Annotated in this window: 18 protein-coding genes; 15 read left to right on the plus strand and 3 right to left on the minus strand. The window is 60.2% G+C overall.

Features of this window, described 5'->3' with window-relative positions:
- The first annotated feature begins 316 nt into the window (after positions 1 to 316).
- The 8 genes from B3041_RS12010 to B3041_RS12045 all read left to right on the plus strand — a co-directional run bounded on the left by B3041_RS12010 (position 317) and on the right by B3041_RS12045 (position 10,868).
- Positions 317 to 1,711: an MFS transporter gene (locus tag B3041_RS12010; protein ID WP_065648509.1), complete on the plus strand. Its 1,395-nt coding sequence runs from the start codon at positions 317 to 319 to the stop codon at positions 1,709 to 1,711.
- Between the two features lie 155 nt (positions 1,712 to 1,866).
- Positions 1,867 to 3,030, plus strand: coding sequence for an HD-GYP domain-containing protein (locus B3041_RS12015; RefSeq protein WP_065648510.1), 1,164 nt, complete (start codon positions 1,867 to 1,869; stop codon positions 3,028 to 3,030).
- Between the two features lie 108 nt (positions 3,031 to 3,138).
- Positions 3,139 to 3,228, plus strand: coding sequence for a K(+)-transporting ATPase subunit F (kdpF, locus tag B3041_RS12020; protein ID WP_139074177.1), 90 nt, complete (start codon positions 3,139 to 3,141; stop codon positions 3,226 to 3,228).
- Positions 3,228 to 4,907 carry a potassium-transporting ATPase subunit KdpA gene (gene kdpA / locus B3041_RS12025; protein ID WP_292974347.1) on the plus strand — a complete coding sequence of 560 codons (1,680 nt, stop codon included), beginning with the start codon at positions 3,228 to 3,230 and terminating at the stop codon, positions 4,905 to 4,907. The genes kdpF and kdpA overlap by 1 nt, the downstream gene beginning before the upstream one ends.
- 7 nt (positions 4,908 to 4,914) lie before the next feature.
- A complete protein-coding gene (kdpB, locus tag B3041_RS12030) occupies positions 4,915 to 6,963 on the plus strand; it encodes a potassium-transporting ATPase subunit KdpB (RefSeq protein ID WP_292974349.1) in 2,049 nt (682 codons plus the stop codon).
- Between the two features lie 11 nt (positions 6,964 to 6,974).
- A complete protein-coding gene (gene kdpC, locus B3041_RS12035; RefSeq protein WP_065648514.1) occupies positions 6,975 to 7,574 on the plus strand; it encodes a potassium-transporting ATPase subunit KdpC in 600 nt (199 codons plus the stop codon).
- Positions 7,575 to 7,631: 57 nt separating this feature from the next.
- Positions 7,632 to 10,307 (plus strand): two-component system sensor histidine kinase KdpD, encoded by a 2,676-nt coding sequence (gene kdpD, locus B3041_RS12040; protein WP_292975226.1) that lies wholly within the window; start codon positions 7,632 to 7,634, stop codon positions 10,305 to 10,307.
- Positions 10,308 to 10,361: 54 nt separating this feature from the next.
- On the plus strand, positions 10,362 to 10,868 hold the full coding sequence (locus B3041_RS12045) for a TIGR00645 family protein (protein WP_065648516.1): 507 nt from the start codon (positions 10,362 to 10,364) through the stop codon (positions 10,866 to 10,868).
- Between the two features lie 5 nt (positions 10,869 to 10,873).
- Here the strand turns inward: B3041_RS12045 and B3041_RS12050 are convergent, their stop codons facing one another.
- Positions 10,874 to 11,806 (minus strand): LysR family transcriptional regulator, encoded by a 933-nt coding sequence (locus B3041_RS12050; RefSeq protein WP_065648517.1) that lies wholly within the window; start codon positions 11,804 to 11,806, stop codon positions 10,874 to 10,876.
- A 92-nt stretch (positions 11,807 to 11,898) separates the two neighbouring features.
- Between B3041_RS12050 and B3041_RS12055 the strand changes: the two genes are divergently transcribed.
- The 5 genes from B3041_RS12055 to B3041_RS12075 all read left to right on the plus strand — a co-directional run bounded on the left by B3041_RS12055 (position 11,899) and on the right by B3041_RS12075 (position 17,082).
- The gene (locus B3041_RS12055) at positions 11,899 to 13,104 is read left to right on the plus strand and encodes an MFS transporter (protein WP_292974352.1); all 1,206 of its coding nucleotides are present in this window, start codon (positions 11,899 to 11,901) and stop codon (positions 13,102 to 13,104) included.
- Positions 13,105 to 13,158: 54 nt separating this feature from the next.
- On the plus strand, positions 13,159 to 14,508 hold the full coding sequence (locus B3041_RS12060) for a cation:proton antiporter (RefSeq protein ID WP_065648519.1): 1,350 nt from the start codon (positions 13,159 to 13,161) through the stop codon (positions 14,506 to 14,508).
- A 25-nt stretch (positions 14,509 to 14,533) separates the two neighbouring features.
- Positions 14,534 to 14,875 (plus strand): hypothetical protein, encoded by a 342-nt coding sequence (locus B3041_RS12065; RefSeq protein WP_065648520.1) that lies wholly within the window; start codon positions 14,534 to 14,536, stop codon positions 14,873 to 14,875.
- Between the two features lie 186 nt (positions 14,876 to 15,061).
- Positions 15,062 to 15,958, plus strand: a complete 897-nt coding sequence (locus B3041_RS12070) for an alpha/beta hydrolase (RefSeq protein WP_065648521.1) — start codon at positions 15,062 to 15,064, stop codon at positions 15,956 to 15,958.
- A 107-nt stretch (positions 15,959 to 16,065) separates the two neighbouring features.
- Positions 16,066 to 17,082, plus strand: a complete 1,017-nt coding sequence (locus B3041_RS12075) for a zinc-dependent alcohol dehydrogenase family protein (protein WP_065648522.1) — start codon at positions 16,066 to 16,068, stop codon at positions 17,080 to 17,082.
- A 45-nt stretch (positions 17,083 to 17,127) separates the two neighbouring features.
- Here the strand turns inward: B3041_RS12075 and gorA are convergent, their stop codons facing one another.
- Entirely contained in the window at positions 17,128 to 18,480 is a 1,353-nt protein-coding gene (gene gorA / locus B3041_RS12080; protein ID WP_292974355.1) for a glutathione-disulfide reductase, read from the minus strand.
- A gap of 125 nt (positions 18,481 to 18,605) precedes the next feature.
- Between gorA and rnz the strand changes: the two genes are divergently transcribed.
- The gene (gene rnz, locus B3041_RS12085; RefSeq protein WP_292974357.1) at positions 18,606 to 19,517 is read left to right on the plus strand and encodes a ribonuclease Z; all 912 of its coding nucleotides are present in this window, start codon (positions 18,606 to 18,608) and stop codon (positions 19,515 to 19,517) included.
- 12 nt (positions 19,518 to 19,529) lie between these two features.
- Here the strand turns inward: rnz and B3041_RS12090 are convergent, their stop codons facing one another.
- Positions 19,530 to 20,372 carry a 23S rRNA (adenine(2030)-N(6))-methyltransferase RlmJ gene (locus tag B3041_RS12090; RefSeq protein ID WP_065648526.1) on the minus strand — a complete coding sequence of 281 codons (843 nt, stop codon included), beginning with the start codon at positions 20,370 to 20,372 and terminating at the stop codon, positions 19,530 to 19,532.
- Between the two features lie 356 nt (positions 20,373 to 20,728).
- Here B3041_RS12090 and prlC point away from each other — a divergent pair, with 356 nt between their 5' ends.
- The gene (gene prlC / locus B3041_RS12095) at positions 20,729 to 22,771 is read left to right on the plus strand and encodes an oligopeptidase A (protein ID WP_065648527.1); all 2,043 of its coding nucleotides are present in this window, start codon (positions 20,729 to 20,731) and stop codon (positions 22,769 to 22,771) included.
- Positions 22,772 to 22,774: the final 3 nt, after the last annotated feature.

Genomic DNA, 22,774 nt, shown 5'->3' on the forward strand with positions numbered 1-22,774 from the left:
TGACAATCTGCCGGTGCGCGTTTTGCTGCCGGGAGCACATATCAGCCCGTACATAGTCAGCAGTAACCCGCTTTTCTTTCGCCTGGCGCACACTCTGCAGCGCTCGCCGGAGAAAGATCGGCAATCTGTGCGGCACAGCACGCTGCATTGTGCCAAACGCTAAAAGCGGGGACGTTTTTAACCTGCCGATCCCTGCAACCGCACAATGACCGCCCCCCAGACCGCTTTCTATAGTTGCTGAACAGTAAAGATTGCGCGGTATTGCTGACCCCTGTCGCATCGCGGCAGGACGCTTCCCTTTCAAGGAACTGAGCCTATGTTGCAACGTCAAACCCGCAGTGAAACCAGCCGTGTGCGCCTCTGGATCCTCTGTCTGATCCTGTTTCTGTCAGTAGTGGCCTATGCTGACCGGTCGATCCTGTCGATCTCCGGTTCCGCGATCAAAGAGGAGTTCGGGCTTTCGGCGATCCAGCTTGGCCTGATCCTCTCCGCCTTCAGCTGGGCCTACGTGATTGGTCAGATCCCTGGCGGCCTGCTGCTCGACCGTTTCGGCACGAAAAAAGTCTACGGCGTGACGCTGGGGCTCTGGTCGATCTCCACGCTGCTGATGGGCTTTGTCGGTGAGTTCTCAGCCGGCGTGACCATGACGCTGACGCTGATGTTTGCGCTGCGTTTTGCACTGGGCCTGATAGAAGCACCCAGCTTTCCCGCCAACGCCCGTGCGGTCATTATGTGGTTTCCCGGTGCCGAGCGCGGGCGCGCTTCATCGCTGTTTGCCTCTGCCCAGTATTTCGCCGTCGCCATTTTTTCGCCGATCTCAGGCTGGCTGGTCATGCGGTTTGGCTGGGAATGGCCATTCTTTGTGCTGGGCACCCTCGGCATTCTGGCCGTGTTTGTCTGGATGGCGTGGATGCACACGCCGCGCCAGCATCCGCGCGTGTCAAAAAGCGAGCTGAACTACATCGAGCAGGGCGGTGCGCTGGTGGATATCGATGCCGCAGAGACGCTGAAAGCCCGTCCTCCGGTTGATAAACGCATGTTTAAACTGCTGCTCAGCAGCCGCATGCTGTGGTGTGTTTACCTCGGACAGTACTGCACTATCGCGCTCAGCTATTTCTTTATTACCTGGTTTCCCATCTACCTGGTCCAGGCGCGCGGTATGAATATTATGGATGCCGGGTTTGCCACGATTGCGCCCGCGCTGTTTGGCTTCCTGGGCGGGATCAGCGGCGGTTTTCTCTCTGACAAGCTGCTGGCACGCGGCTGGAGCCTCTCCTGGGCGCGCAAGGGGCCGTTTATCGCCGGTATGCTGATGGCGGCTTCGCTGACGCTGGCCGCGGTGATCCCGACCAACGCCGGCATTATCGCTATCATGTCTTTCGCCTTCTTTGGCAAGGGAGTGGCTGCCGGTGCCGGCACCTGGACCATTGTCAGTGACACCGCGCCAAAAGAGGCGGTGGGGCTGGCGGGCGCCATCTTCAACGGTATCGGGAATATGGCTGGCTTTATCACGCCGCTGCTGTTTGGCATTATTGTCGGGCTGACCGGCAGCTACAGCGTCGGCCTGCTGTTTGTCGGCGCGCACTGCGTTATTGCAGCCCTGCTGTTTCTGCTGGTGATGGGGCCGATTCAGCGCGCAGACAGCCAGACGCCAGCGGGCCAGACGCGCACGTCGCACCGTGAGCAGGGAGATGAAGCAAAAGCGCTCTGAGCCGGTAGTCTGGCCGCCGCCACCGGTAAAGGGCACCACCGGAAAAAATGTGCGCTTTACCGGCGGGCTCACAGTCGCACAAAACGCCTCTGAAGATTTTTTGATCAGCTGCCGATACCCCTCCTGACCATCCACAGCGAGTCAGGAGAGTATGTGTGATAAAGCTGATTTCCGTGGACGAACTGCAAGAGGGCATGTTTATCCACAAACTTGAGGTCTGGTGGCTGAAAGATCTGCGCATCCGCAACCTCATGCTGATTACTGACCAGCGCCAGATCGCCATGATCCGCAGTGAAGGGATCCGCAATGTCTGGATCGATCTCGATAAGTCGGTACCGATCCCGCGCAGCCTGCCTGTCAGAACGCCGGTAGCGGAAAGTGCCTTTTTCCGCGAGCTGGATCAGGCGCAGCAGATTTTCGCCCAGGGCAAGCCGCGCGTGCTGGCGATGTTTAATGAAGCCCGTATGGGCCAGCGGCTTGACCTCAGCTTTACGCTCGATCTGGTTGAGCAGATAGCCGGATCGATTGCGCGTGAACCTTCGGCGCTGCTCAGCGTGGCGCGCCTGAAAAATCATGATGATTACACCTATCTGCACTCCATGGCAGTGTGCGGGCTGATGATCTCACTCGGTAAAAAACTGGGGCTGGAAGCCGATCAGCTGCGTCGCGTGGGCATGGCTGGCCTGCTGCACGATGTCGGCAAGGCGGCGGTGCCGCTGGCTATCCTCAATAAGCCCGGCAAACTGAGCGACGATGAGTTCGCGGTAATGCGTGAACACCCGATTGTTGGCGCACAGATGCTGATGGACGCGGATGCCGGCTACGATCTGCTGGATGTGGCGCTGCATCACCACGAAAAATTTGACGGCAGCGGCTATCCGCACGGCCTGCGCGGCGAGGAGATCACACTCTATGCCCGCATGTCCTCCGTCTGTGATGTTTATGACGCGCTCACCTCGCATCGTCCCTATCGTAAAGGCTGGACGCCCGCAGAAGCGATGCACAACATGCTGAGCTGGCGTGGCCATTTCGACCCGGCAGTGCTGCACAGTTTTGTGCGGGCGATTGGCATTTATCCGGTAGGATCGCTGGTACGGCTGGCGTCGGGACGGGTCGCGCTGGTGGTGCAGGCGGGCGAAAAATCGCTGCTGAAGCCTAAGCTGCACGTCTTCTGGTCGCTGCATGCCCGGCGCGAAGTCAAACCAGAAATTGTCGATTTAGGCGACAGCTTCTGCACCGACAGCATCACCGGCGCTGAAGAGGGGTCGCTGTGGCAGAACATTGACCTTAACCGCGTCTGGGCGCTGGAAAGCGCTTAATTTTCCGCTGTTTTTATACTTTCTTTACGCCTGCCTTCCGCCTTTTTATCTCTTCTTTATACCGCGCCGCGCATGCTTGTCGCTCTACTGATAACTCCGGAGGTTGCTGTGAGCATGGGCGTAATAGCGGGCATTGTGCTGCTGATTTTGTTGCTGGGCTATCTGGTATATGCCCTGCTTAATGCGGAGGCATTCTGATGGCGGCGAATGCCTTTTTACTGATCGCGCTGTTTCTGCTGGTGCTGATGGCGCTGGCGCAGCCGCTGGGGCGCTTTCTGGCGCGGCTGGTCGCGGATAAACCGCTGCTGCCGCGCACCGAGCGCCTGCTGTGGCAGCTGACGGGCGCCGGGGAGGCGGCGATGCGCTGGCAGCACTATCTGCTGGCGCTGCTGCTGTTTAATGCCGTCGGCTTTGTAGTGCTGCTGGCGATACTGATGCTGCAGGGGACGCTGCCGCTTAATCCGCAGCAGATGCCGGGCCTGAGCTGGGATCTGGCGTTTAACACCGCCGTAAGCTTTGTCACCAATACCAACTGGCAGGCGTATGGCGGTGAGAGCAGCCTGAGCTACTTCAGCCAGATGGCGGGGCTGACGGTACAAAACGTTCTCTCTGCGGCAACCGGTATCGCCGTGGCGTTTGCATTGATGCGCGGCTTTGCTAACCGCTCGCTGGCCACGCTCGGCAACGCCTGGCGTGATCTGACGCGCATCACGCTCTATGTCCTGCTGCCGCTCAGCCTGGTGCTTGCGCTGTTTTATGTCAGCCAGGGCACGATCCAGAGCTTTGCGCCTTATCACACCCTGACCACGCTGGAAGGCGCACAGCAGACGCTGCCGTTCGGTCCGGTGGCGTCACAGGAAGCCATCAAGATGCTCGGCACCAACGGCGGCGGGTTCTTTAACGCGAACTCTGCACACCCGTTTGAGAATCCAACCGCGCTGACCAACGTTGTTCAGATGCTGAGCATTTTTCTGATCCCGGCGGCGCTCTGCTTTACGTTCGGGCAACACCTGGGCGATCGCCGTCAGGGTCATATGCTGCTGTGGACCATGAGCATTCTGTTTGTCCTCGCCGCATCGGCGGTGATGTGGGCAGAGGTGCGGGGCAACCCGCATTTCCTGGCGCTGGGCGCTGACAGCGCGCTCAACATGGAGGGCAAGGAGACGCGCTTCGGCATACTCAACTCTGGCCTGTTCGCAGTGGTCACCACGGCCGCCTCCTGCGGCGCGGTCAATGCGATGCACGACTCCTTTACCGCGCTGGGCGGCATGGTACCAATGTGGCTGATGCAGCTGGGCGAAGTGGTGTTCGGCGGCGTGGGTGCAGGGCTGTACGGCATGCTGCTGTTTGTCCTGCTGGCGGTGTTTATCGCCGGGCTGATGATCGGGCGCACCCCGGAGTATCGCGGTAAAAAAATCGACGTGTGGGAGATGAAAATGACCGCGCTGGCGATCCTGGTCACGCCCGCGCTGGTGCTGTCGGGCACTGCCCTGGCGCTGATGACCGATGCCGGCCGCGCAGCGATAGCCAACCCCGGCATTCACGGTTTCAGCGAGGTGCTTTATGCGGTGTCATCTGCGGCAAATAACAACGGCAGTGCCTTTGCCGGACTCAGCGCCAGCACGCCGTTCTGGAACCTGCTGCTCGGGGTCTGCATGCTGGCGGGCCGCTTCGGCATCATCATTCCGGTCCTGGCGATTGCCGGATCGCTGGCGGCGAAAAACGTGCAGCCCGCGGGCAACGGGACGCTGCCGACGCACGGCCCGCTGTTTATCGGCCTGCTGATCGGCACCGTACTGCTGGTGGGTGCGCTGACCTTCATTCCCGCGCTGGCGCTTGGGCCGGTCGCGGAACATCTGCAACTGATTCAGGAATAACGCAATCATGAGTCGTCAACATCTGGCGCTGTTTGATGCACAGCTGACCCGCACCGCGCTGCTGGATGCGGTCAAAAAACTCGATCCGCGCGTGCAGTTCCGCAATCCGGTGATGTTTCTGGTGTGGCTGGGCAGCGTGCTGACGTCGCTGCTCGCCGTCGGCATGCTGGCCGGCTGGCTGAGCGGCAGCGCCGGCTTCACCGCCGCAATTGCCTTCTGGCTCTGGATCACCGTGCTGTTCGCCAGCTTTGCGGAAGCGCTGGCGGAAGGGCGCAGCAAAGCGCAGGCCAACAGCCTGAAAGGCATAAAGAAAACCAGCGAGGCGAAGAAGCTGGCGGCGCCGCACTATGGGGCAGCATGGCAGCCAGTCTCTGCTGATACGCTGCGCAAAGGTGATGTGGTACTGGCTGAAGCGGGAGATGTGATCCCCTGCGACGGCGAGGTTCTGGAAGGCGGCGCGTCGGTGGATGAGAGCGCCATTACCGGTGAGTCAGCGCCGGTGATACGCGAGTCCGGCGGTGATTTTGCTTCCGTGACCGGCGGCACGCGTATTCTGTCTGACTGGCTGGTGATCCGGTGCAGCGTGAATCCGGGTGAAACCTTTCTCGATCGCATGATCGCTATGGTGGAGGGTGCAAAACGTCGCAAAACCCCGAATGAGATCGCGCTGACCATTCTGCTGGTTTCACTGACCATCGTATTTCTGCTGGCAACCGCCACGCTGTGGCCGTTTTCCGCGTATGGCGGGACGCCGGTCAGCGTAACGGTGCTGGTGGCGCTGCTGGTCTGCCTTATCCCTACCACGATTGGTGGCCTGCTGTCGGCCATTGGTGTCGCGGGCATGAGCCGAATGCTGGGGGCAAACGTGATTGCCACCAGCGGACGCGCCGTAGAGGCGGCGGGGGATGTCGACGTCCTGCTGCTGGATAAAACCGGCACCATCACGCTCGGTAATCGCCAGGCGACGCAGTTTCTGCCCGCGCCGGGCGTCAGCGAAGAGCAGCTGGCGGATGCGGCACAGCTCGCCTCGCTGGCCGATGAAACGCCGGAAGGACGCAGTATTGTGGTGCTGGCAAAGCAGCGGTTTAACCTGCGCGAACGCGATCTCAGCGCCATGGGTGCCAGCTTTATCCCTTTTTCCGCCCAGACCCGCATGAGCGGCGTGAACGTGCAGAATCGGCTGATCCGCAAAGGCGCGGTGGATGCCGTGCGCCGTTATATTGATGCCGGCAATGGACGTTTTCCGGCGGAGGTCAACGCCCGGGTTGAGGAGGTGGCACGCGCCGGCGGTACGCCGCTGGTGGTGGCCGAAGGCGCGCAGGTTCTGGGCGTGGTGGCGCTGAAAGATATTGTTAAAGGCGGAATTAAAGAACGGTTTGCTGAACTGCGCCGGATGGGGATCAAAACCGTGATGATCACCGGCGACAACCCGCTGACCGCAGCGGCTATCGCGGCGGAAGCAGGCGTGGATGATTTTCTGTCAGAGGCGACGCCGGAAGCCAAGCTGGCGCTGATCCGTCAATATCAGTCAGAAGGCCGGCTGGTGGCAATGACCGGCGACGGCACCAACGATGCGCCTGCGCTGGCGCAGGCGGACGTCGCGGTGGCGATGAATTCCGGCACCCAGGCGGCGAAAGAGGCAGGGAACATGGTCGATCTCGACTCTAATCCGACCAAACTGCTGGAGGTGGTGCATATCGGTAAACAGATGCTGATGACGCGGGGCTCGCTGACCACCTTCAGCATCGCCAACGACGTGGCAAAATATTTTGCCATTATTCCGGCGGCGTTTGCCGTGACCTACCCGCAGCTCAACATGCTCAACGTCATGGCGCTGCACTCTCCCGCCTCGGCGATTTTGTCGGCGGTGATGTTTAACGCCCTGGTGATTGTGTTTCTTATTCCGCTGGCGCTGAAAGGGGTGAGCTACCGGCCGATGAGCGCGGCGGCGCTGCTGCGACGCAATCTGTGGATTTACGGTGCGGGCGGGCTGGTGGTGCCTTTTATCGGTATCAAAGCGATTGACCTGCTGCTCACGCTGTCAGGCCTGGTATAAGGAGAAGAGAGATGAGTCAGTTACGTCCGGCTGTTGTATTGTTTATGGTGCTGATGCTGTTCACCGGTGCACTCTATCCGCTGCTGACCACCGGGCTGGCACAGTGGTGGTTTCCGCAGCAGGCGAGCGGTTCGCTGCTGGAGCAGGCGGGCAGCGTGCGCGGCTCGGCGCTGATTGGGCAGCTGTTCACTCAGCCCGGCTATTTCCAGGGACGGCCATCGGCCACGGCAGAGCATCCTTATAACGCCCGGGCCTCAGGCGGCAGCAACCTGGCCGGGAGTAACCCGGCGCTGGACAGTGCCGTCGCGGCGCGCGTGGCCGCACTGCGGGCAGCAAACCCGCAGGCGGCGGCTGCCGTGCCGGTTGAGCTGGTCACCGCGTCTGCCAGCGGGCTGGATCCCGATATTTCACCTGCGGCCGCGCGCTGGCAGGCGCCGCGCATTGCGGCGGCACGCGGTATCACACCGGCCCAGGTGACCGCGCTGATTGCGCAGCTTACCGTGCGTCCGCTGCTGCCGTTTATCGGTGAAGAGACCGTTAACGTACTGCGGCTCAATCTGGCGCTGGATAATTTGAATCCGGTGCGCATTCATGCGCACCCGACACTGTAGGGTCACCCTTCATGGCGACCGTTTCAATGATGGTACGGAACTCACTCTTTGAACGACATGAATGATGAACTGTCCCGGCCCGATCCCGACGCGCTGCTGCTGACGCAGCAGGACGGGCATCGCGGCAAGCTGAAAATTTATTTTGGTGCCTGTGCCGGCGTAGGTAAAACCTTTGCGATGCTGCAGGAGGCGCAGCGGCTGCGTGCGCAGGGGCTGGATGTGCTGGCCGGTATTGTGGAGACCCATAATCGCGCAGAAACGGCGGCGCTGCTTGATGGCCTGACGCTGCTGCCGCGCCGCGCCGCCGGTCGCTCACACCATACGGAGTTCGATCTGGACGCGGCACTGGCGCGTCACCCGGCGGTGATCCTGATGGATGAGCTGGCGCATACCAACGTGCAGGGCGCGCGCCATCCTAAACGCTGGCAGGATATTGACGAGCTGCTTGATGCCGGCATCGATGTCATCACCACGGTTAACGTACAGCATCTCGAAAGCCTGAATGACGTGGTGGCCGGAATTACCGGGATCCAGGTGCGCGAAACCGTGCCCGATCCCTTTTTCGACAGCGCGGATGAGGTCGTGCTGGTGGACCTGCCGCCGGACGATCTGCGTCAGCGGCTGAAAGAGGGCAAGGTCTACATCGGCGACCGGGCCGAACGCGCGATTGAAAACTTTTTCCGCAAGGGCAACCTGTTTGCGCTGCGTGAACTGGCGCTGCGCCGTACTGCCGATCGCGTGGACGATCAGATGCGCGCCTGGCGTGATCAGCAGGGACGCGATCGGGTCTGGCATACCCGGGATGCGATTTTACTCTGTATTGGTGATGACACCGGCAGCGAAAAGCTGGTGCGCACCGCTGCGCGTCTGGCGGCGCGGCTCGGCAGCGTCTGGCACGCCATTTATGTGGAAACCCCGCGCCTGCATCGCCTGCCGGAGACGCAGCGGCGCGCGATCCTGCGTACGCTGCAGCTGGCGCAGGAGCTGGGCGCAGAAACCGCCACGCTCGCCGATCCGGATGAAGTGCGCGCGGTGCTGCGCTACGCGCGCGAGCATAATCTGGGCAAAATTGTTGCCGGACGCCAGCCGCACCGGCGCTTCCGGCGCGACAGCTTCGCCCAGCGTCTCGGCGAGCTGGGGCCGGATCTCGATCTGCTGGTTGTGGCGCTGGATGAGCCGCTGCGTCCGGCGCTGCATGCGGCCAGCAGCAAACCGGCCAGCAGCGATAAGTGGCGGCTGCGGCTGCGCGGCTGCGTCATGGCGCTGCTGCTCTGCCTTGCGGTAACGTTTATCGGGCGCGGCCTGCTTGCGGAGTTCGACAGCGCCAATGCCGTCATGATCTATCTGCTGTCGGTGGTGCTGGTGGCGCTGCGCTACGGGCGCTGGCCCTCGGTGTTTGCCACCGTAATTAATGTTCTCGCGTTTGATCTGATGTTTGTCGCGCCCACCGGCACCGTCGCCGTTTCTGACCTGCAGTATCTGGTCACCTTTGGCGTGATGCTGGCGGTCGGCGTGATCGTCGGAAATCTCACCGCCGGGGTGCGCTATCAGGCCAGGGTGGCGCGCTATCGCGAGCAGCGCGCCCGCTACCTTTATGAGATGGCAAAATCGCTCGGCAGCGCGCTGACGCCGCAGGATATTGCCGCTACCGCACAGCGGGTCATTGAGGTGACGCTGCAGGCGCGCAGTCAGCTGCTGCTGCCCGATGAGCAGGGGGAGCTGCAGGCGACCGGACCAGATTTACGCGGCACGCCGCCCGATGCCGGGATCGCAAAATGGAGCTACAGCAAAGGCCAGCCCGCCGGTGCCGGCACCGATACGCTGCCGGCTGTGCCCTATCAGATTGTGCCGCTGAAGAGCGGTCAGCAGTGCCGGGGTCTGCTGGTGGTCGAGCCGGAGAACCTGCGCCAGCTGATGATCCCGGAGCAGCAGCGGCTGGTGGAGACGTTTACCGTGCTGATCGCCAACGCGCTGGAGCGCATGGCGCTGACGCAGAGCGAAGCGGCGTCGCGCCTCGCAGCAGAGCGGGAGCAGCTGCGCAATGCGCTGCTGTCGGCGCTGTCACACGATCTGCGCACGCCGCTGACGGTGCTGTTTGGTCAGGCAGAGATGCTGATGCTCGACCTTGCGCATGCGCAGTCGCCGTTTGTCGCGCAGGCCGGCCAGATCCGTGAGCAGACGCTGAGCACGATTCGCCTGGTCAGCAATATGCTGGATATGGCGCGCATTCAGTCCGGCGGCCTGCAGCTGCGCGAAGAGTGGGTGGCGCTGGATGAGGTGATCGATGGCGCGCTGCGCAGCATGGGGCCGATGCTGAAAGGCCACGCGTTTGAGCTGGCGCTGCCGTCGGAGCTGGTCCTGATTAAAGGCGACAGCGCGATGCTGGAGCGGGTATTTTCCAATCTGGTTGAGAACAGCCTGAAGTATGCCGGTAACACGGCGCAGCACGGTATTCGCGCCTGGCGCGACGGCACCCGGCTCGAAATCGGCGTCTGGGACAGCGGGCCGGGCATCGCGGGCGATAGCCTGACGCAGATTTTTGATAAGTTTGCCCGGGGCGATAAAGAGTCTGCCGTACCAGGGGTCGGGCTGGGGCTGGCGATCAGCAAGACCATCACCGAAGCGCATCGCGGACGCATCTGGGCGGAAAACCGTGCCAGCGGCGGGGCTGAATTTCGCCTGTCGCTGCCGCTCCCGGCGCCGCCGGAAATTTCCGAGGCCGCGCTTAAATAACTTCACGCAAGTTCGGGTATACTCGGCAGCTTCGCTGCTAACTTATGGAAACTTATGGAACGTTTTACCGAAAACCTGATGTATTCATCACGCTGGCTGCTGGCACCGGTTTACATTGGACTTTCGCTGGGCCTGCTGGCGCTGACCGTTAAATTTTTTCAGGAAATTTTCCATCTGCTGCCGAACATCCTCAGCATTGCGGAAAACGATCTGATCCTGCTGCTGCTGTCGCTGGTTGACATGACGCTGGTCGGGGGGCTGCTGGTGATGGTGATGCTCTCCGGCTATGAAAACTTTGTCTCGAAGCTCGATATCGCCGAACACAAAGAGAAGCTGAGCTGGCTGGGCAAGATGGACTCCGGCTCGCTTAAAAATAAAGTCGCCGCCTCCATTGTCGCGATCTCCTCTATCCATCTGCTGCGCATCTTTATGGATGCGCGCAACGTCGCCAACGACAAACTGATGTGGTACGTGATCATCCATCTGACCTTTGTGCTCTCCGCGTTTGTTATGGGCTGGCTGGATAACATGTCCAAGATGGAGAAAAAGAAGGCTGACTGACCGGCTCAGCGTGCCGGCGGCCGGGTACCCAGCAGCTGCGGCATCACCGCTTTGATCAGCGTAAAAAAATGGCGCAGCCTTGCCGGATAGTAGCTGGCCCACGGATAGGTCAGCCAGACCGGCAGCGGCGGTGCCTGCCACGCCGGCAGCAGCTGCACCAGCGCGCCGGATGCCAGATCGTCCTGCACGACCCACGATGACACCACCGCAGCGCCCATTCCGGCCAGCGCGGCCTTGCGCACGGCATAGAGGCTGTCGCTGGCGAGCCGCGGCGCGATAGCCAGACTTACCATTGCGCTATCGCTGACGCGCTGCAGCGCAATCTCATTGCGATAAAAGCTGGTCAGCGCCAGCCACGGCAGCTGTGCCAGTTCATCGGTCTGCGTCACCGGGGGATGGGCGGCCAGCAGCGCCGGCGCCGCCACCACAATACGCGGCACCTCGGCCAGCAGCACGGCCACAATGCCCGGATCGTCGGGCGCGCCAACCTGAATCGCACAATCAATATTTTCACGGATAAAGTCCGGCGTGCGATCGTTGAGCATCCACTCCACATTCAGACGCGGGTAGCGCTGCAGCCAGGTCACCAGTGGCGTAATCAGCTGATCCTGTCCGAAGGCGTGCGGCGCGCGTACCCGCAGCGTGCCCGCCGGTTCATCATGCGACCCGGTCAGCTCATCTTCCAGCGCATACCACGTGGCCATTAACTGTCGCGCCTGCGTATAGCAGCGCTCCCCGTCATCCGTCAGTTTAAGCGCATGTGTGGTGCGCAGTATCAGCTTAAGGCCGAGATAGTGCTCCAGCGCCTGCAGACGGCGGCTGATGGTGGGTTGTGTGATGCTGAGCTGCCGCGCGGCGGCAGAGAGAGAGCCACTCTCAACGATACGGATAAAGGTCTGCATCAGGGCGATACGATCGGTACTGGTCAGGTTGTTCATACGTGTCATGCATAACAGTTGTGTGTTACCGCACTCTACCGCGTATGGCTGCCGTGCGCTTTACTGGATGCAACTTTTCAGGAGAACTGCCCATGTCTGTTTTATCCTCATCTGCCCGTCGCGCAGAAACGCTTCCCGCTCCGCTGCTGTTTACGCTTGCCGCCGGTGCCGGGCTGAGCGTCGCTTCTATTTATTACAGCCAGCCCATGCTGGATATCATCAGTAAAACATTTAACACCGGCATCAGCAGCATCGGTATGGTGCCGATGCTGACGCAGGCGGGCTATGCGCTGGGGATCCTGCTGCTGGCCCCGCTGGGCGATCGCCATGACCGGCGCACCATTATTCTGATTAAGGGATTACTGCTGGTGGCCTCGCTGCTGCTGTGCGGGTTTGCCGGCGGGATCGGCGCGCTGCTGATCGCCAGCTTTGTGACCGGACTGACCGCCACCGTGGCACAGGATATTGTGCCCGCTTCTGCCGCGCTGGCGCCTGAGCATCGCCGCGGCAGGGCGGTTGGCGTGGTAATGACCGGGTTGCTGGCGGGTATTCTGCTGTCGCGGGTGATCAGCGGTCTGGTGGCGGAGTATGCCGGCTGGCGTACGCTCTATTTTATCGCCGCGGGCGCTATGCTGCTGATGACGCTGGCACTCTGGCGCGTACTGCCGCGCTTCACACCCGGTACCGCCGTCAGCTATCCGCGCCTGCTGCTGTCGCTGGCGCAGCTGTGGCGTCAGCATCAGACGCTGCGCCGCGCCGCGCTGGCACAGGGATTGTTATCCGTGGGATTCAGCGCCTTCTGGTCCACGCTGGCGCTGATGCTGAGCGAGCGTTTTCATTTCGACAGTGCCGTTGCGGGCGCGTTTGGCCTGGCGGGTGCGGCAGGGGCGCTGGCAGCCCCGCTGGCCGGTAGCGTGGCCGATCGCATCGGTCCGGCGCGGGTGACACAGTACGGCTCTGCGCTGGTGATGGGGTCGTTCGCGCTGATGTTCCTGCTGCCGCTGCTGCCGCTGCCAGCGCAGCCGGGCGTGATTATCCTGAGTACGGTGGGATTTGATCTGGGGGTGCAGGCGACGCTGGTCGCGCATCAGACGCTGGTCTACAGTCTGGCACCTGAGGCGCGCAGCCGCCTGAATGCCCTGATGTTTACCGTAATATTTGTCGGTATGGCCGTCGGTGCGGCACTGGGCAGCCTGGCCCTGGCGCATTTTGGCTGGAGCGGCGTGGTCACGCTGGCAACGGCGGCGGCACTGCTGGCCCTGCTGGTACGTCTGCGCAGCGCACACCTCAAAAACTAATTTTCAATCATGTGCCAGGCTTAAGAGAGTTATGTTTTTGAAAAGCGGAGCGTTATGAATTTCCTTGCCTGGACCGCCGTTGTCGGCGGTCTGTTACTGATCATGTCACTGGCCTCCGGCTGGATCCATCGCGGACCGGTGACCTCATTCGGCCTCTATCTTATCGCCGGGATTATCTGCGGTCCCTGGGTGCTGGATCTGCTGCGTATCGATATTGTGGGTCACTCTGAGCTGGTGGCGCATATCACCGAAATCACGATGGCCGCGTCGCTGTTTATCACCGGGCTGAAGCTGCGTCTGCCGCTGAAAGCGCACGCGTGGCGGGTCGGACTGCGGCTGGCATTTCCGGCGATGCTGCTGACGGTGGGCGGTATGGCGTGCCTGGTGCACTGGATCACCGGTTTTAACTGGCCACTGTCGCTGGCGTTTGGCGCCATTGTTGCGCCAACCGATCCGGTGCTGGCCAGCCTGATTTCAGTCAACGATGCGCGCGATGATGATGCACTGCGCGTTGCGCTCTCCAGCGAAGCGGGGATGAACGATGGTTCGGCGCTGCCGCTGCTGATCCTGGCGCTGCTGCTGATGCGCCCGGAAGGGTTTGATCTCGCCAGCCTGGGGGAGTGGGCGACGCTGGATGTGCTCTGGTCTATTGGCGGTGGTATTGCGATTGGCTATCTGCTGGGGCGCATTATCGGCCAGCTGGCGGCGCGGCTGCGCAGCGCGCACGATGACGTAGCGCCAAACGATTTTCTTGCGCTGGCGCTTATTGCGTTCAGCTATGCTGCCTCGCAGGCGCTGGATGCCTCTGGCTTTCTGGCGACCTTCGCCGCAGGCGTCGGCCTGCGTCGCGCTGAACTGCGCGTAACGCGCTGTTTTCCGCTGGAAGATCTGCCGGAAGAGAAACAACATCTGCCGGCCGAGGTTATGGTGAACCCCAATCAGCGCGTACGGCAGAGCGGTGGCGGAATGGTTAAATCCGTGGGCCTGGTGATTGGCGATGCGCTCTCATTTGGCGATACGGTGGAACGCCTGCTGGCCGCCGCGCTGATGGTTGTGCTGGGCATTACGCTGGCGCACCACTGGAACCCGATGGGCATTGGCCTGGCGCTGCTGCTGTTTATCGTGGTGCGACCGCTGGCAGTCTGGCTTACTACCTGGCGCTGTGAAATGCCGCGCGCGCGCCGGCTGCTGATTGGCTGGCTCGGCATTCGCGGAATTGGCAGTATCAACTATATCGCTTTTGCCTGGGTGCACGGCCTGCAGGGCACTGAAGCGCAGCAGATGGTGGATATGGCCCTGACCATTGTAGTATGCAGCGTGGTGCTGCACGGTATCACAGTGACACCGCTCTTAAACTGGCGTGCTGCCCGTCAGGCGGCACGCGCGCAACAGGATGAAACCTGAGTTTCCGGAAACAACAGGAGCCTTTATGAAACGCTTATTGATTGCCCTGATGGGCTTAACCCTTTCTGCCGGTGCGCTGGCGGAAGAGGCGGATGCACAAGAGAATATCTACGCTGGTCAGCTCTGCCATCTGGTCAGCAGCGAGCAGAAAACCGGTGACATGGAGAGCTATACCGCGAAGCTGAAAGCGCAAATGGCCGCCAGCCAGTCGCCTTCTGCAATGAACAAGCCTGAGTTCGATGAAGAGATCGCACAGGAAGTGATCAACGGCTGGCTGGAACTGGGTGAAGAAGAGCGCGGTAAGCTGCGTCACGATCAGCAGCAGTGCGAGCAGACCGTCATGACGCAGTTTCAGCAGCAGGATTAAGCCGCGTCTTTGGTCTGCAGGCCGCCGCAGCTGTAACAATCACATTATACGCGCCTTTTACGGCGCGTTTTTTTATGGCTTTTTGGTGCGGAATGCGTACATTATCGCCGGATAGAAATCAGACTTTCGTCACACCAATAATCTGACCCGGAGCCGGGTGTTTCCTGAGAGTGGCTGGCACGCAACATGATGACACGTCGTCGTTTTTTACAGGCGAGCGGAGCAACCGTTCTCGCGATGACCACCGGCAAGCTGTTTGCCCGTGATGACATCATTCCGCTCTGGCCGGATGAGCCGCCGGGCGGTGGCGGCCCGTCTGGCTTGTTGAGGGTCAACACCAAAGGCTCATGGACCAACATCGTTTCACCCGCTATTCAGCGCTTTCGTCCGGAGAATCCCAACGGCGAGGCGGTGCTGATTGCCGCAGGCGGCGGTTATCGCTTTATCGGTATGGGCCGGGAGGCGTGGCCGGTTGCGCGCTGGCTGAATGCCAATGGCTATACCGCCTATGTGCTGAGCTATCGCCTGCCCGGTGAGAAGTGGCAGGCGGGCAATCTGGCACCGCTGCAGGATGCGCAGCGCGCCATTCGCATGGTGCGCGCAATGGAGTCGAACGTGCACCTGCTCGGCTTTTCGGCCGGAGGTCATCTGATGGGCATGGCCGCCGCGCGGCCTGATTTTCGCACCTATCCGCAGCAGGACGCGCTGGATGAGATCGTGCCGTCGGCCAGCAGCGTAGGGCTTATCTATCCGGTGATCACGCTGGAAGCGCCGTTTCAGCATACGCAGACCCGCCTGATGATGGTGGGGGCACATGCCACCGCGACTCAGGCGGCAAACTGGTCAGTGCAAAACTATGTCACCCGCGCCTATCCACCGACGTTTCTCGCCCAGGCGGAGGACGATCGCACCTCTAATCCCTACAACACCGAACTGATGCGCGACGTCTGCCGGCGCATGCGCGTACCGGTTGAGCTGATTGAGCTTAGCAGCGGCGGGCACGGCTTTGGTCTGGGTAAAGCGGGCACGCCTGCTGCGCTCTGGGACCAGGCGTATGTGCGCTGGCTTGATAAACTGAGCTGATCGCTGCGGCGTGTCTGCCGCACACCTTACCAGGCACGAATGCTGTTGCACTGCCACACTCAGTAACCGGTAGCGCGTTATTGTGTGTTCTGACAGGAGAAAAGCGAATGAAAGCGATGATTCTTAACCAGCCCGGCGGCCTGGATAATCTGCAGCAGGTGGATCTGCCCGATCCTGGCAAGCCCGCTGCTGATGAGATCCGCGTCCGTATCCACGCCACCTCACTTAACTATCACGATCTGCTGGTCGCAGACGGCTCGATCCCGACTGAAGCAGGGCGCATCATGATGGCGGACGGCGCAGGCGTTGTGGAAGAGGTGGGCAGCAGCGTCAGCGAATTCCGGCCCGGCGACCATGTGGTCTCCTGCTTTTTCCCGCAGTGGCAGGATGGCCTGCCTTACGCCCGCGTGGGTGACTTTACCCGTACGCCAGGGGATGGTGCCCACGGCTTTGCCGCTGAAATCGTGGTGCGTCCGGCGCATCACTTTACGCTGGCACCGCGCGGCTGGAGCCATGCCGAAGCGGCGACTATCACCACCTCCGGGCTGACGGCGTGGCGGGCGCTGGTGGGGGATGCACAGATCAAAGCGGGTGATACCATCGTTACGCTCGGCACCGGCGGTGTCTCTATCACCGCACTGCAGATTGCTAAAGCGATGGGTGCACGGGTGATTGTCACGTCCTCTTCTGATGAAAAGCTGGCGCGTGCGCGCGAGCTGGGCGCCGATGCCGGTATCAACTATCGCACCACGCCCGGCTGGGGCAGCGAAGTACAGCAGCTGACGGAGGGTGTCGGTGCGGACGTGGTGATTGAACTGGGCGGACCCGGCACCATGGCAGAGTCGATCAAAGCAGTGCGCATCGGCGGACATATCGCGCTGATTGGCGTACTGACCGGCCATGAGGGTGTGATCCCGACCTCGCTGTTAATGGCGAAGCAGGCGCGGATCCAGGGGCTGATTGTGGGTCATCGTCGTCAGCAGCAGGAGTTTGTACGTGCGCTGGAGCAGATTGCGGTCCGGCCGGTGATTGGTGAACATTTTGCGGCGCTTGACGAGCTGCCGGCGGCGTTCCGTCATCAGCAGGGTGCCAGCCACTTTGGCAAAATTACCGTCTCCTGGTAATAGGCCATTGTGATCAAAAAAGGCGCCCGTCCGGGCGCCTTTTTGTTAACGCATCGTCACAAACTCTTCCGCTGCGGTAGGGTGAATCGCCACGGTATTGTCGAAATCTTTTTTCGTGGCACCCATCTTCAGCGCCACGGCAAAGCCCTGCAGCATCTCATCCATGCCGCTGCCGATGCCGTGAATACCAACAATCTTCTCTTCCGGGCCGACGCAGACCAGCTTCATGCGGCACGGCTGGCGATGCTGCGTGACCGCGGTATACATGGCGGTAAATGAGGATTTATAGACCTTCACCTGATCGTCGCCATACTGCTCACGCGCCTGCGGTTCGGTCAGGCCCACCGTGCCGATAGGCGGATGGCTGAATACCACGGTCGGGACATTGCTGTAGTCGAGATGCTCATCCGGCTTGTTGTTAAACAGACGCTCAGAGAGGCGGCGGCCTGCCGCTACTGCCACCGGCGTCAGCTCGACGGCACCGGTGTTATCGCCCACCGCATAAATGCCGGCAACGCTGGTATTCTGAAACTTATCGACCCGGATATAGCCTTTCTCATCAAGCGCAACGCCGGTCACGTCAAGGTTGAGATTATCGGTCGCCGGTTCGCGGCCCACGGCCCAGACCAGGCAATCCACCGTCTGTTCGCTGCCATTTTCCAGCTGCAGCGTCAGGCTGCCGTCGGCATTTTTCACCACGGCTTTTGGCGTCGCTTCGGTGTGCAGCTGCGGGCCTTCCGCCTGCATCACCTCCACCAGCGTTTCACTCAATAGCGGATCAAAACTGCGCAGCGGAGCGTGTTTACGCACAAACAGATGCGTTTCCGCGCCCAGCGCATTGACCACGCCTGCCAGCTCAACGGCAATATAGCCTGCACCCACGACGGCCACGCGCCGCGGTAAAGATTCCAGCTCAAAGAAACCGTCAGAATCGATGCCATATTCTGCACCCGGCACAGCAGGGCGCACCGGGCGTCCGCCGGTGGCGATCAGGATATGATCGGCGGTGATCGTTTCACCATTCACTTCCACCGTGTGCGCATCCACAAAGCGGGCAAAGCCTTTGATGACCTCGACCTTGTTTTTGCCCAGTACGTTGTCATAGGAGCTGTGAATGCGATCGATATAGGCGCTGCGGTTTTTTACCAGCGTGGCCCAGTCAAAGCGATTCACCGTGGTGTCAAAGCCATAATCCGGTCCGTACAGGTGAATAGCTTCGGCGATCTGCGCCGCATGCCACATGACCTTTTTCGGCACGCAACCGACGTTAACGCAGGTGCCACCCAGCTCTTTCGCTTCGATCAGCGCACACGTCTGGCCGTGCATGGCTGCACGATTAATGGAGGCGATGCCGCCGCTGCCGCCGCCGATAGCGAGGTAGTCAAAATGTCTGGTCATCCGTTGTTTCCGTCTGTTGAGAAAATATGGCGTAAAGTTTACCGCTACCTGACGGAGCGGCGCAAAGGTTCCGCCTATGATTATGATAGAGTGAAATTTAGGTTTCGCTTACAGGTAAGGCTATTATGCATCTGACTTTTCTAGGCACCGGCGCGGGTGCGCCCAGTTTACAGCGCAACGTTACCGCGATCGCCCTGACGCTTTCAAAGCGTGGCGACACCTGGCTGTTTGACTGCGGTGAGGCGACGCAGCATCAGTTTATGCGCTCGGCGCTTCGCCCCGGCAAACTGGAGAAAATTTTCATTACGCACCTGCACGGCGATCACATCTTTGGCCTGCCGGGTCTGCTCACCAGCCGTTCAATGGCAGGCATGCCCGATCCGCTGACGATCTATGGACCTAAGGGACTGAAGGCGTTCGTTGAAAATGCGCTGAGCCTGAGCAGCTCCTGGACCACTTATCCGCTGGAAATTATAGAGATCGAGGCAGGTCTGGTGCTGGATAACGGCGAGTTCCGGGTGATCGCTTATCCGATGAACCACGTCGTGGAGTGCTATGGCTACCGCATTGAACAGCATGATAAGCCCGGATTTCTGGATGCTGCACGGCTGAAAGCCGAAGGCGTTCCGCGCGGTCCCTGGTATCAGGATTTAAAGCAGGGGAAAGTTATCCGTCTGGAGGACGGGCGCGAAATTAACGGCGCAGACTATCTGGGGCCCGCTACGCCAGGTAAAGTGCTGGCAATATTTGGCGATACCGCGCCGACCGACACCGCGCTGGCGCTGGCGGCCAATGCCGATGTAATGGTGCATGAAACCACGCTTGAAGCCGCAATGGCGGAAAAGGCCAACGGGCGGGGGCATTCAACAACGGTTCAGGCGGCAGCCGTGGCGCAGCAGGCGGGCGCCAGGCGTATGATCGCGACGCACTTCAGTTCGCGCTATCTCTCTGCGGATCGGGAAAAGCTGCTGGCAGAGTGCCAGTCGGTGTTTGCGGCAACCGAGCTGGCACACGATTTTGCTGTTATAGAGATTTAACGCGCCGGGCCGTTACTCTGGTACCACCTGCGTGACGCTATAGTGCCCGGTGCCGGCGGGCACCAGCGTTTTGTGCAGCCACGGCAGCAGCTCTTCCATCTGCGCTTTGAGTTTCCACGGCGGATTGATCACAATCATGCCGGAGGCGGTCATGCCGCGCTGGTCGCTGTCCGGACGCACTGCCAGCTCAATCTGCAGAATATTGCGGATACCGGTGGCTTCCAGATCGCGAAGCATATGTTTGATCTGCTGACGCATCACAACCGGATACCAGAGTGCATAAATACCGGTGGCAAAGCGCTTATAGCCTTCCTGAATCCCTTTCACCACCTCCTGGTAGTCGCTTTTCATCTCATAAGGGGGATCGATCAGGATCAGGCCGCGCCGCGCCGGCGGTGGCAGTTTCGCCTTCAGTTGCTGATAGCCATCGCCGCGTTCCACGCGCGCGCGCGCATCTTTGCTGAACTCATTGCGTAACAGCGGATAGTCGCTGGGATGCAGTTCGGTCAGCTGCAGCTTATCCTCTTCGCGCAGCAGATAACGGGCGATCAGCGGTGAACCTGGGTAGTAGCGCAGGGTGCCACCGGGATTCAGGTTACGCACCGCGTTCAGATAGGGTTTCAGCAGCGCGGGCGCGTCAGGCTGCTGCCAGATGCGGGCGATGCCTTCCAGATATTCACCCGTGCGCTCGGCGTGTGCGCTGCTCAGCTGATAGCGTCCGGCACCGGCGTGCGTATCCAGATAGAGAAAGGGCTTATCCTTCTCCATGAGTGCGGTCAGGATCAGGCTTTCAACGGTGTGTTTCAGCACGTCGGCATGGTTGCCGGCGTGAAAACTGTGGCGATAACTCAGCATAAAAAATGGGGGTCCGCAGTTGGATCAAAGGAGTTGACGATGGAATATGGCGCGATTATAGCCGGATCACAGAGAAATTGCTGCGCTTTCGCGGCACCCGACCCGGTGCTGCGGCTGCGCTGCGCAAACCGGAGCGGCTGCAGAAAAGCGCGACGGGCCGGCAAAATAGTAACGGGTCGATTTAGGCGAATGCTTAATTTGCTGTCAGATCGCGCCTGGAAATGCAATTTTGAGCGTTTTTTCCTACTTCTATTCCATTATACGGCATTGATTTTAATGTCCGGCGCCCGCATTTTAGTAAAATTGCGTAGCGCGAGTATTCGCGCCCATAATTCCATGATGAAAGGATCGCGCTTATGACTAACCCATTACTTACCCCTTTTACCCTGCCCCCTTTTTCTGCCATCAAACCTGAACATGTCGTGCCTGCCGTGACCGAGGTTCTTGAAGAGTGCCGCGATACGGTAGACCGTGTGGTGACGCGGGGAGCGCCTTACACCTGGGAGAGTCTGGTTCAGCCAATTGCAGAAGCAGACGATCGCCTGAGCCGTGTATTTTCACCGGTCAGCCATCTGAATGCGGTAAAAAATAATCCCGATCTGCGCGACGCTTTCGACAAAGCGCTGCCGCTGCTTTCTGAATATTCTACCTGGGTTGGCCAGCACGAGGGACTCTACAAGGCATACCGCAGCCTGAAGCAAAGCGAAAGCTTTGCTGCACTCAGCCCGGAGCAGCAGCGCGCTATTGATAACAGCCTGCGTGATTTCGAGCTGTCAGGCATCGGGCTGGAAAGAGACAAACAGCGGCGCTATGGCAAAATTATGGCGCGCTTGTCGGAGCTGGGCTCAGCCTACAGCAACAATGTGCTGGACGCGACCATGGGCTGGAGCAAGCTGGTCACCGATGAAGCTGAGCTGGCGGGCGTACCGGAAGATGCGCTTTCTGCCGCCCGTGAGCAGGCCAAACTTCGCAAGCAGGAAGGCTGGCTGCTGACGCTGGATATCCCGAGCTATCTGCCGGTTATCACCTATTGCGACAACGCCGCGCTGCGTGAAGAGCTGTACCGTGCATACGCCACGCGCGCTTCCGATCAGGGACCCAACGCAGGCAAATGGGACAACGGCCCGATAATGGAAGAGCAGCTGGCACTGCGCCATGAGCTGGCCCAGCTGCTTGGCTATGACTCTTATGCCGATAAGTCGCTGGTGACCAAAATGGCCGATAGCCCGTCTCAGGTGATCGACTTCCTGGGCGATCTGGCAAAACGCGCGCGTCCGCAGGCTGAACAGGAGCTGGCGCAGCTGCGCGAGTTTGCTAAAGAGGTGTACGGGGTTGATAACATGCAGCCCTGGGATATCACCTATTTTAGTGAAAAGCAGAAGCAGCATCTCTACGCGATCAGTGATGAACAGCTGCGTCCCTATTTCCCGGAAGCCCGCGTGTTAAAAGGTCTGTTTGAGGTCGTAAAACGTATCTACGGCATCAATGTAAAAGAGCGCAAAAACGTTGAGATCTATCATCACGATGTCCGCTTTTTCGACATCTTTGATGAAAGCGGTGAGCTGCGCGGCAGTTTTTATCTGGATCTCTACGCGCGCGAGCATAAGCGCGGTGGCGCCTGGATGGATAATTGCGTTGATAAAATGCGCAAAGCGGACGGCAGCCTGCAGAAGCCGATCGCCTACCTGACCTGTAATTTCAGCCAGCCGCTGGCGGGCAAACCTGCCCTGTTTACGCACGATGAAGTTATCACGCTGTTCCATGAATTTGGCCATGGTCTGCACCATATGCTGACGCAGGTTGAGGTTCCGGGAATATCGGGTATCAACGGCGTGCCGTGGGATGCGGTCGAACTGCCGAGCCAGTTTATGGAAAACTGGTGCTGGGAACCGGATGCACTGGATTTTATCTCTGGCCACTACGAAACCGGCGCTTCTCTGCCGGACGAGCTGCTGGAAAAAATGCTGAAAGCGAAGAACTATCACGCGGCGCTGTTTATTCTGCGTCAGCTTGAATTCGGACTGTTCGATTTGCGGCTCCATACGGGTTTTGACCCGCAGCACGGAGCGAAGGTGATGGACACCCTGCATGCGGTCAAAAAACAGGTTGCCGTTGTGGAAGCGCCACAGTGGGGACGCTTCCCGCATGCGTTCAGCCATATCTTTGCAGGCGGATATGCCGCCGGTTACTACAGCTATTTATGGGCCGACGTGCTGGCAGCCGATGCGTGGGCGCGCCTTAGCGATGAGGGTATCTTCAATCGTGAAACCGGTCAGGCTTTCCTTGACAATATCCTGACGCGCGGCGGTGCTGAAGAGCCGATGGAGCTGTTCAAACGCTTCCGCGGCCGGGAGCCGCAGCTTGATGCCATGCTGAAAAGCTACGGGATTCAGGGATAAACC

Source organism: Pantoea sp. UBA4549, assembly GCF_002387285.1.
Taxonomy (GTDB): Bacteria; Pseudomonadota; Gammaproteobacteria; order Enterobacterales; family Enterobacteriaceae; genus Pantoea; species Pantoea borealis.

What these genes read in the sequence shown, in the direction of transcription:
- B3041_RS12070 (WP_065648521.1), top strand. Translation starts at nt 15,062, where the DNA reads ATGATGACACGTCGTCGTTTTTTACAGGCGAGCGGAGCAACCGTTCTC.
- B3041_RS12065 (WP_065648520.1), top strand. Translation starts at nt 14,534, where the DNA reads ATGAAACGCTTATTGATTGCCCTGATGGGCTTAACCCTTTCTGCCGGT.
- gorA (WP_292974355.1), bottom strand. Translation starts at nt 18,480, where the DNA reads ATGACCAGACATTTTGACTACCTCGCTATCGGCGGCGGCAGCGGCGGC.
- kdpD (WP_292975226.1), top strand. Translation starts at nt 7,632, where the DNA reads ATGAATGATGAACTGTCCCGGCCCGATCCCGACGCGCTGCTGCTGACG.
- kdpC (WP_065648514.1), top strand. Translation starts at nt 6,975, where the DNA reads ATGAGTCAGTTACGTCCGGCTGTTGTATTGTTTATGGTGCTGATGCTG.
- B3041_RS12010 (WP_065648509.1), top strand. Translation starts at nt 317, where the DNA reads ATGTTGCAACGTCAAACCCGCAGTGAAACCAGCCGTGTGCGCCTCTGG.
- B3041_RS12075 (WP_065648522.1), top strand. Translation starts at nt 16,066, where the DNA reads ATGAAAGCGATGATTCTTAACCAGCCCGGCGGCCTGGATAATCTGCAG.
- kdpB (WP_292974349.1), top strand. Translation starts at nt 4,915, where the DNA reads ATGAGTCGTCAACATCTGGCGCTGTTTGATGCACAGCTGACCCGCACC.
- prlC (WP_065648527.1), top strand. Translation starts at nt 20,729, where the DNA reads ATGACTAACCCATTACTTACCCCTTTTACCCTGCCCCCTTTTTCTGCC.
- B3041_RS12050 (WP_065648517.1), bottom strand. Translation starts at nt 11,806, where the DNA reads ATGAACAACCTGACCAGTACCGATCGTATCGCCCTGATGCAGACCTTT.
- rnz (WP_292974357.1), top strand. Translation starts at nt 18,606, where the DNA reads ATGCATCTGACTTTTCTAGGCACCGGCGCGGGTGCGCCCAGTTTACAG.
- kdpA (WP_292974347.1), top strand. Translation starts at nt 3,228, where the DNA reads ATGGCGGCGAATGCCTTTTTACTGATCGCGCTGTTTCTGCTGGTGCTG.
- B3041_RS12060 (WP_065648519.1), top strand. Translation starts at nt 13,159, where the DNA reads ATGAATTTCCTTGCCTGGACCGCCGTTGTCGGCGGTCTGTTACTGATC.
- B3041_RS12045 (WP_065648516.1), top strand. Translation starts at nt 10,362, where the DNA reads ATGGAACGTTTTACCGAAAACCTGATGTATTCATCACGCTGGCTGCTG.
- B3041_RS12055 (WP_292974352.1), top strand. Translation starts at nt 11,899, where the DNA reads ATGTCTGTTTTATCCTCATCTGCCCGTCGCGCAGAAACGCTTCCCGCT.
- B3041_RS12090 (WP_065648526.1), bottom strand. Translation starts at nt 20,372, where the DNA reads ATGCTGAGTTATCGCCACAGTTTTCACGCCGGCAACCATGCCGACGTG.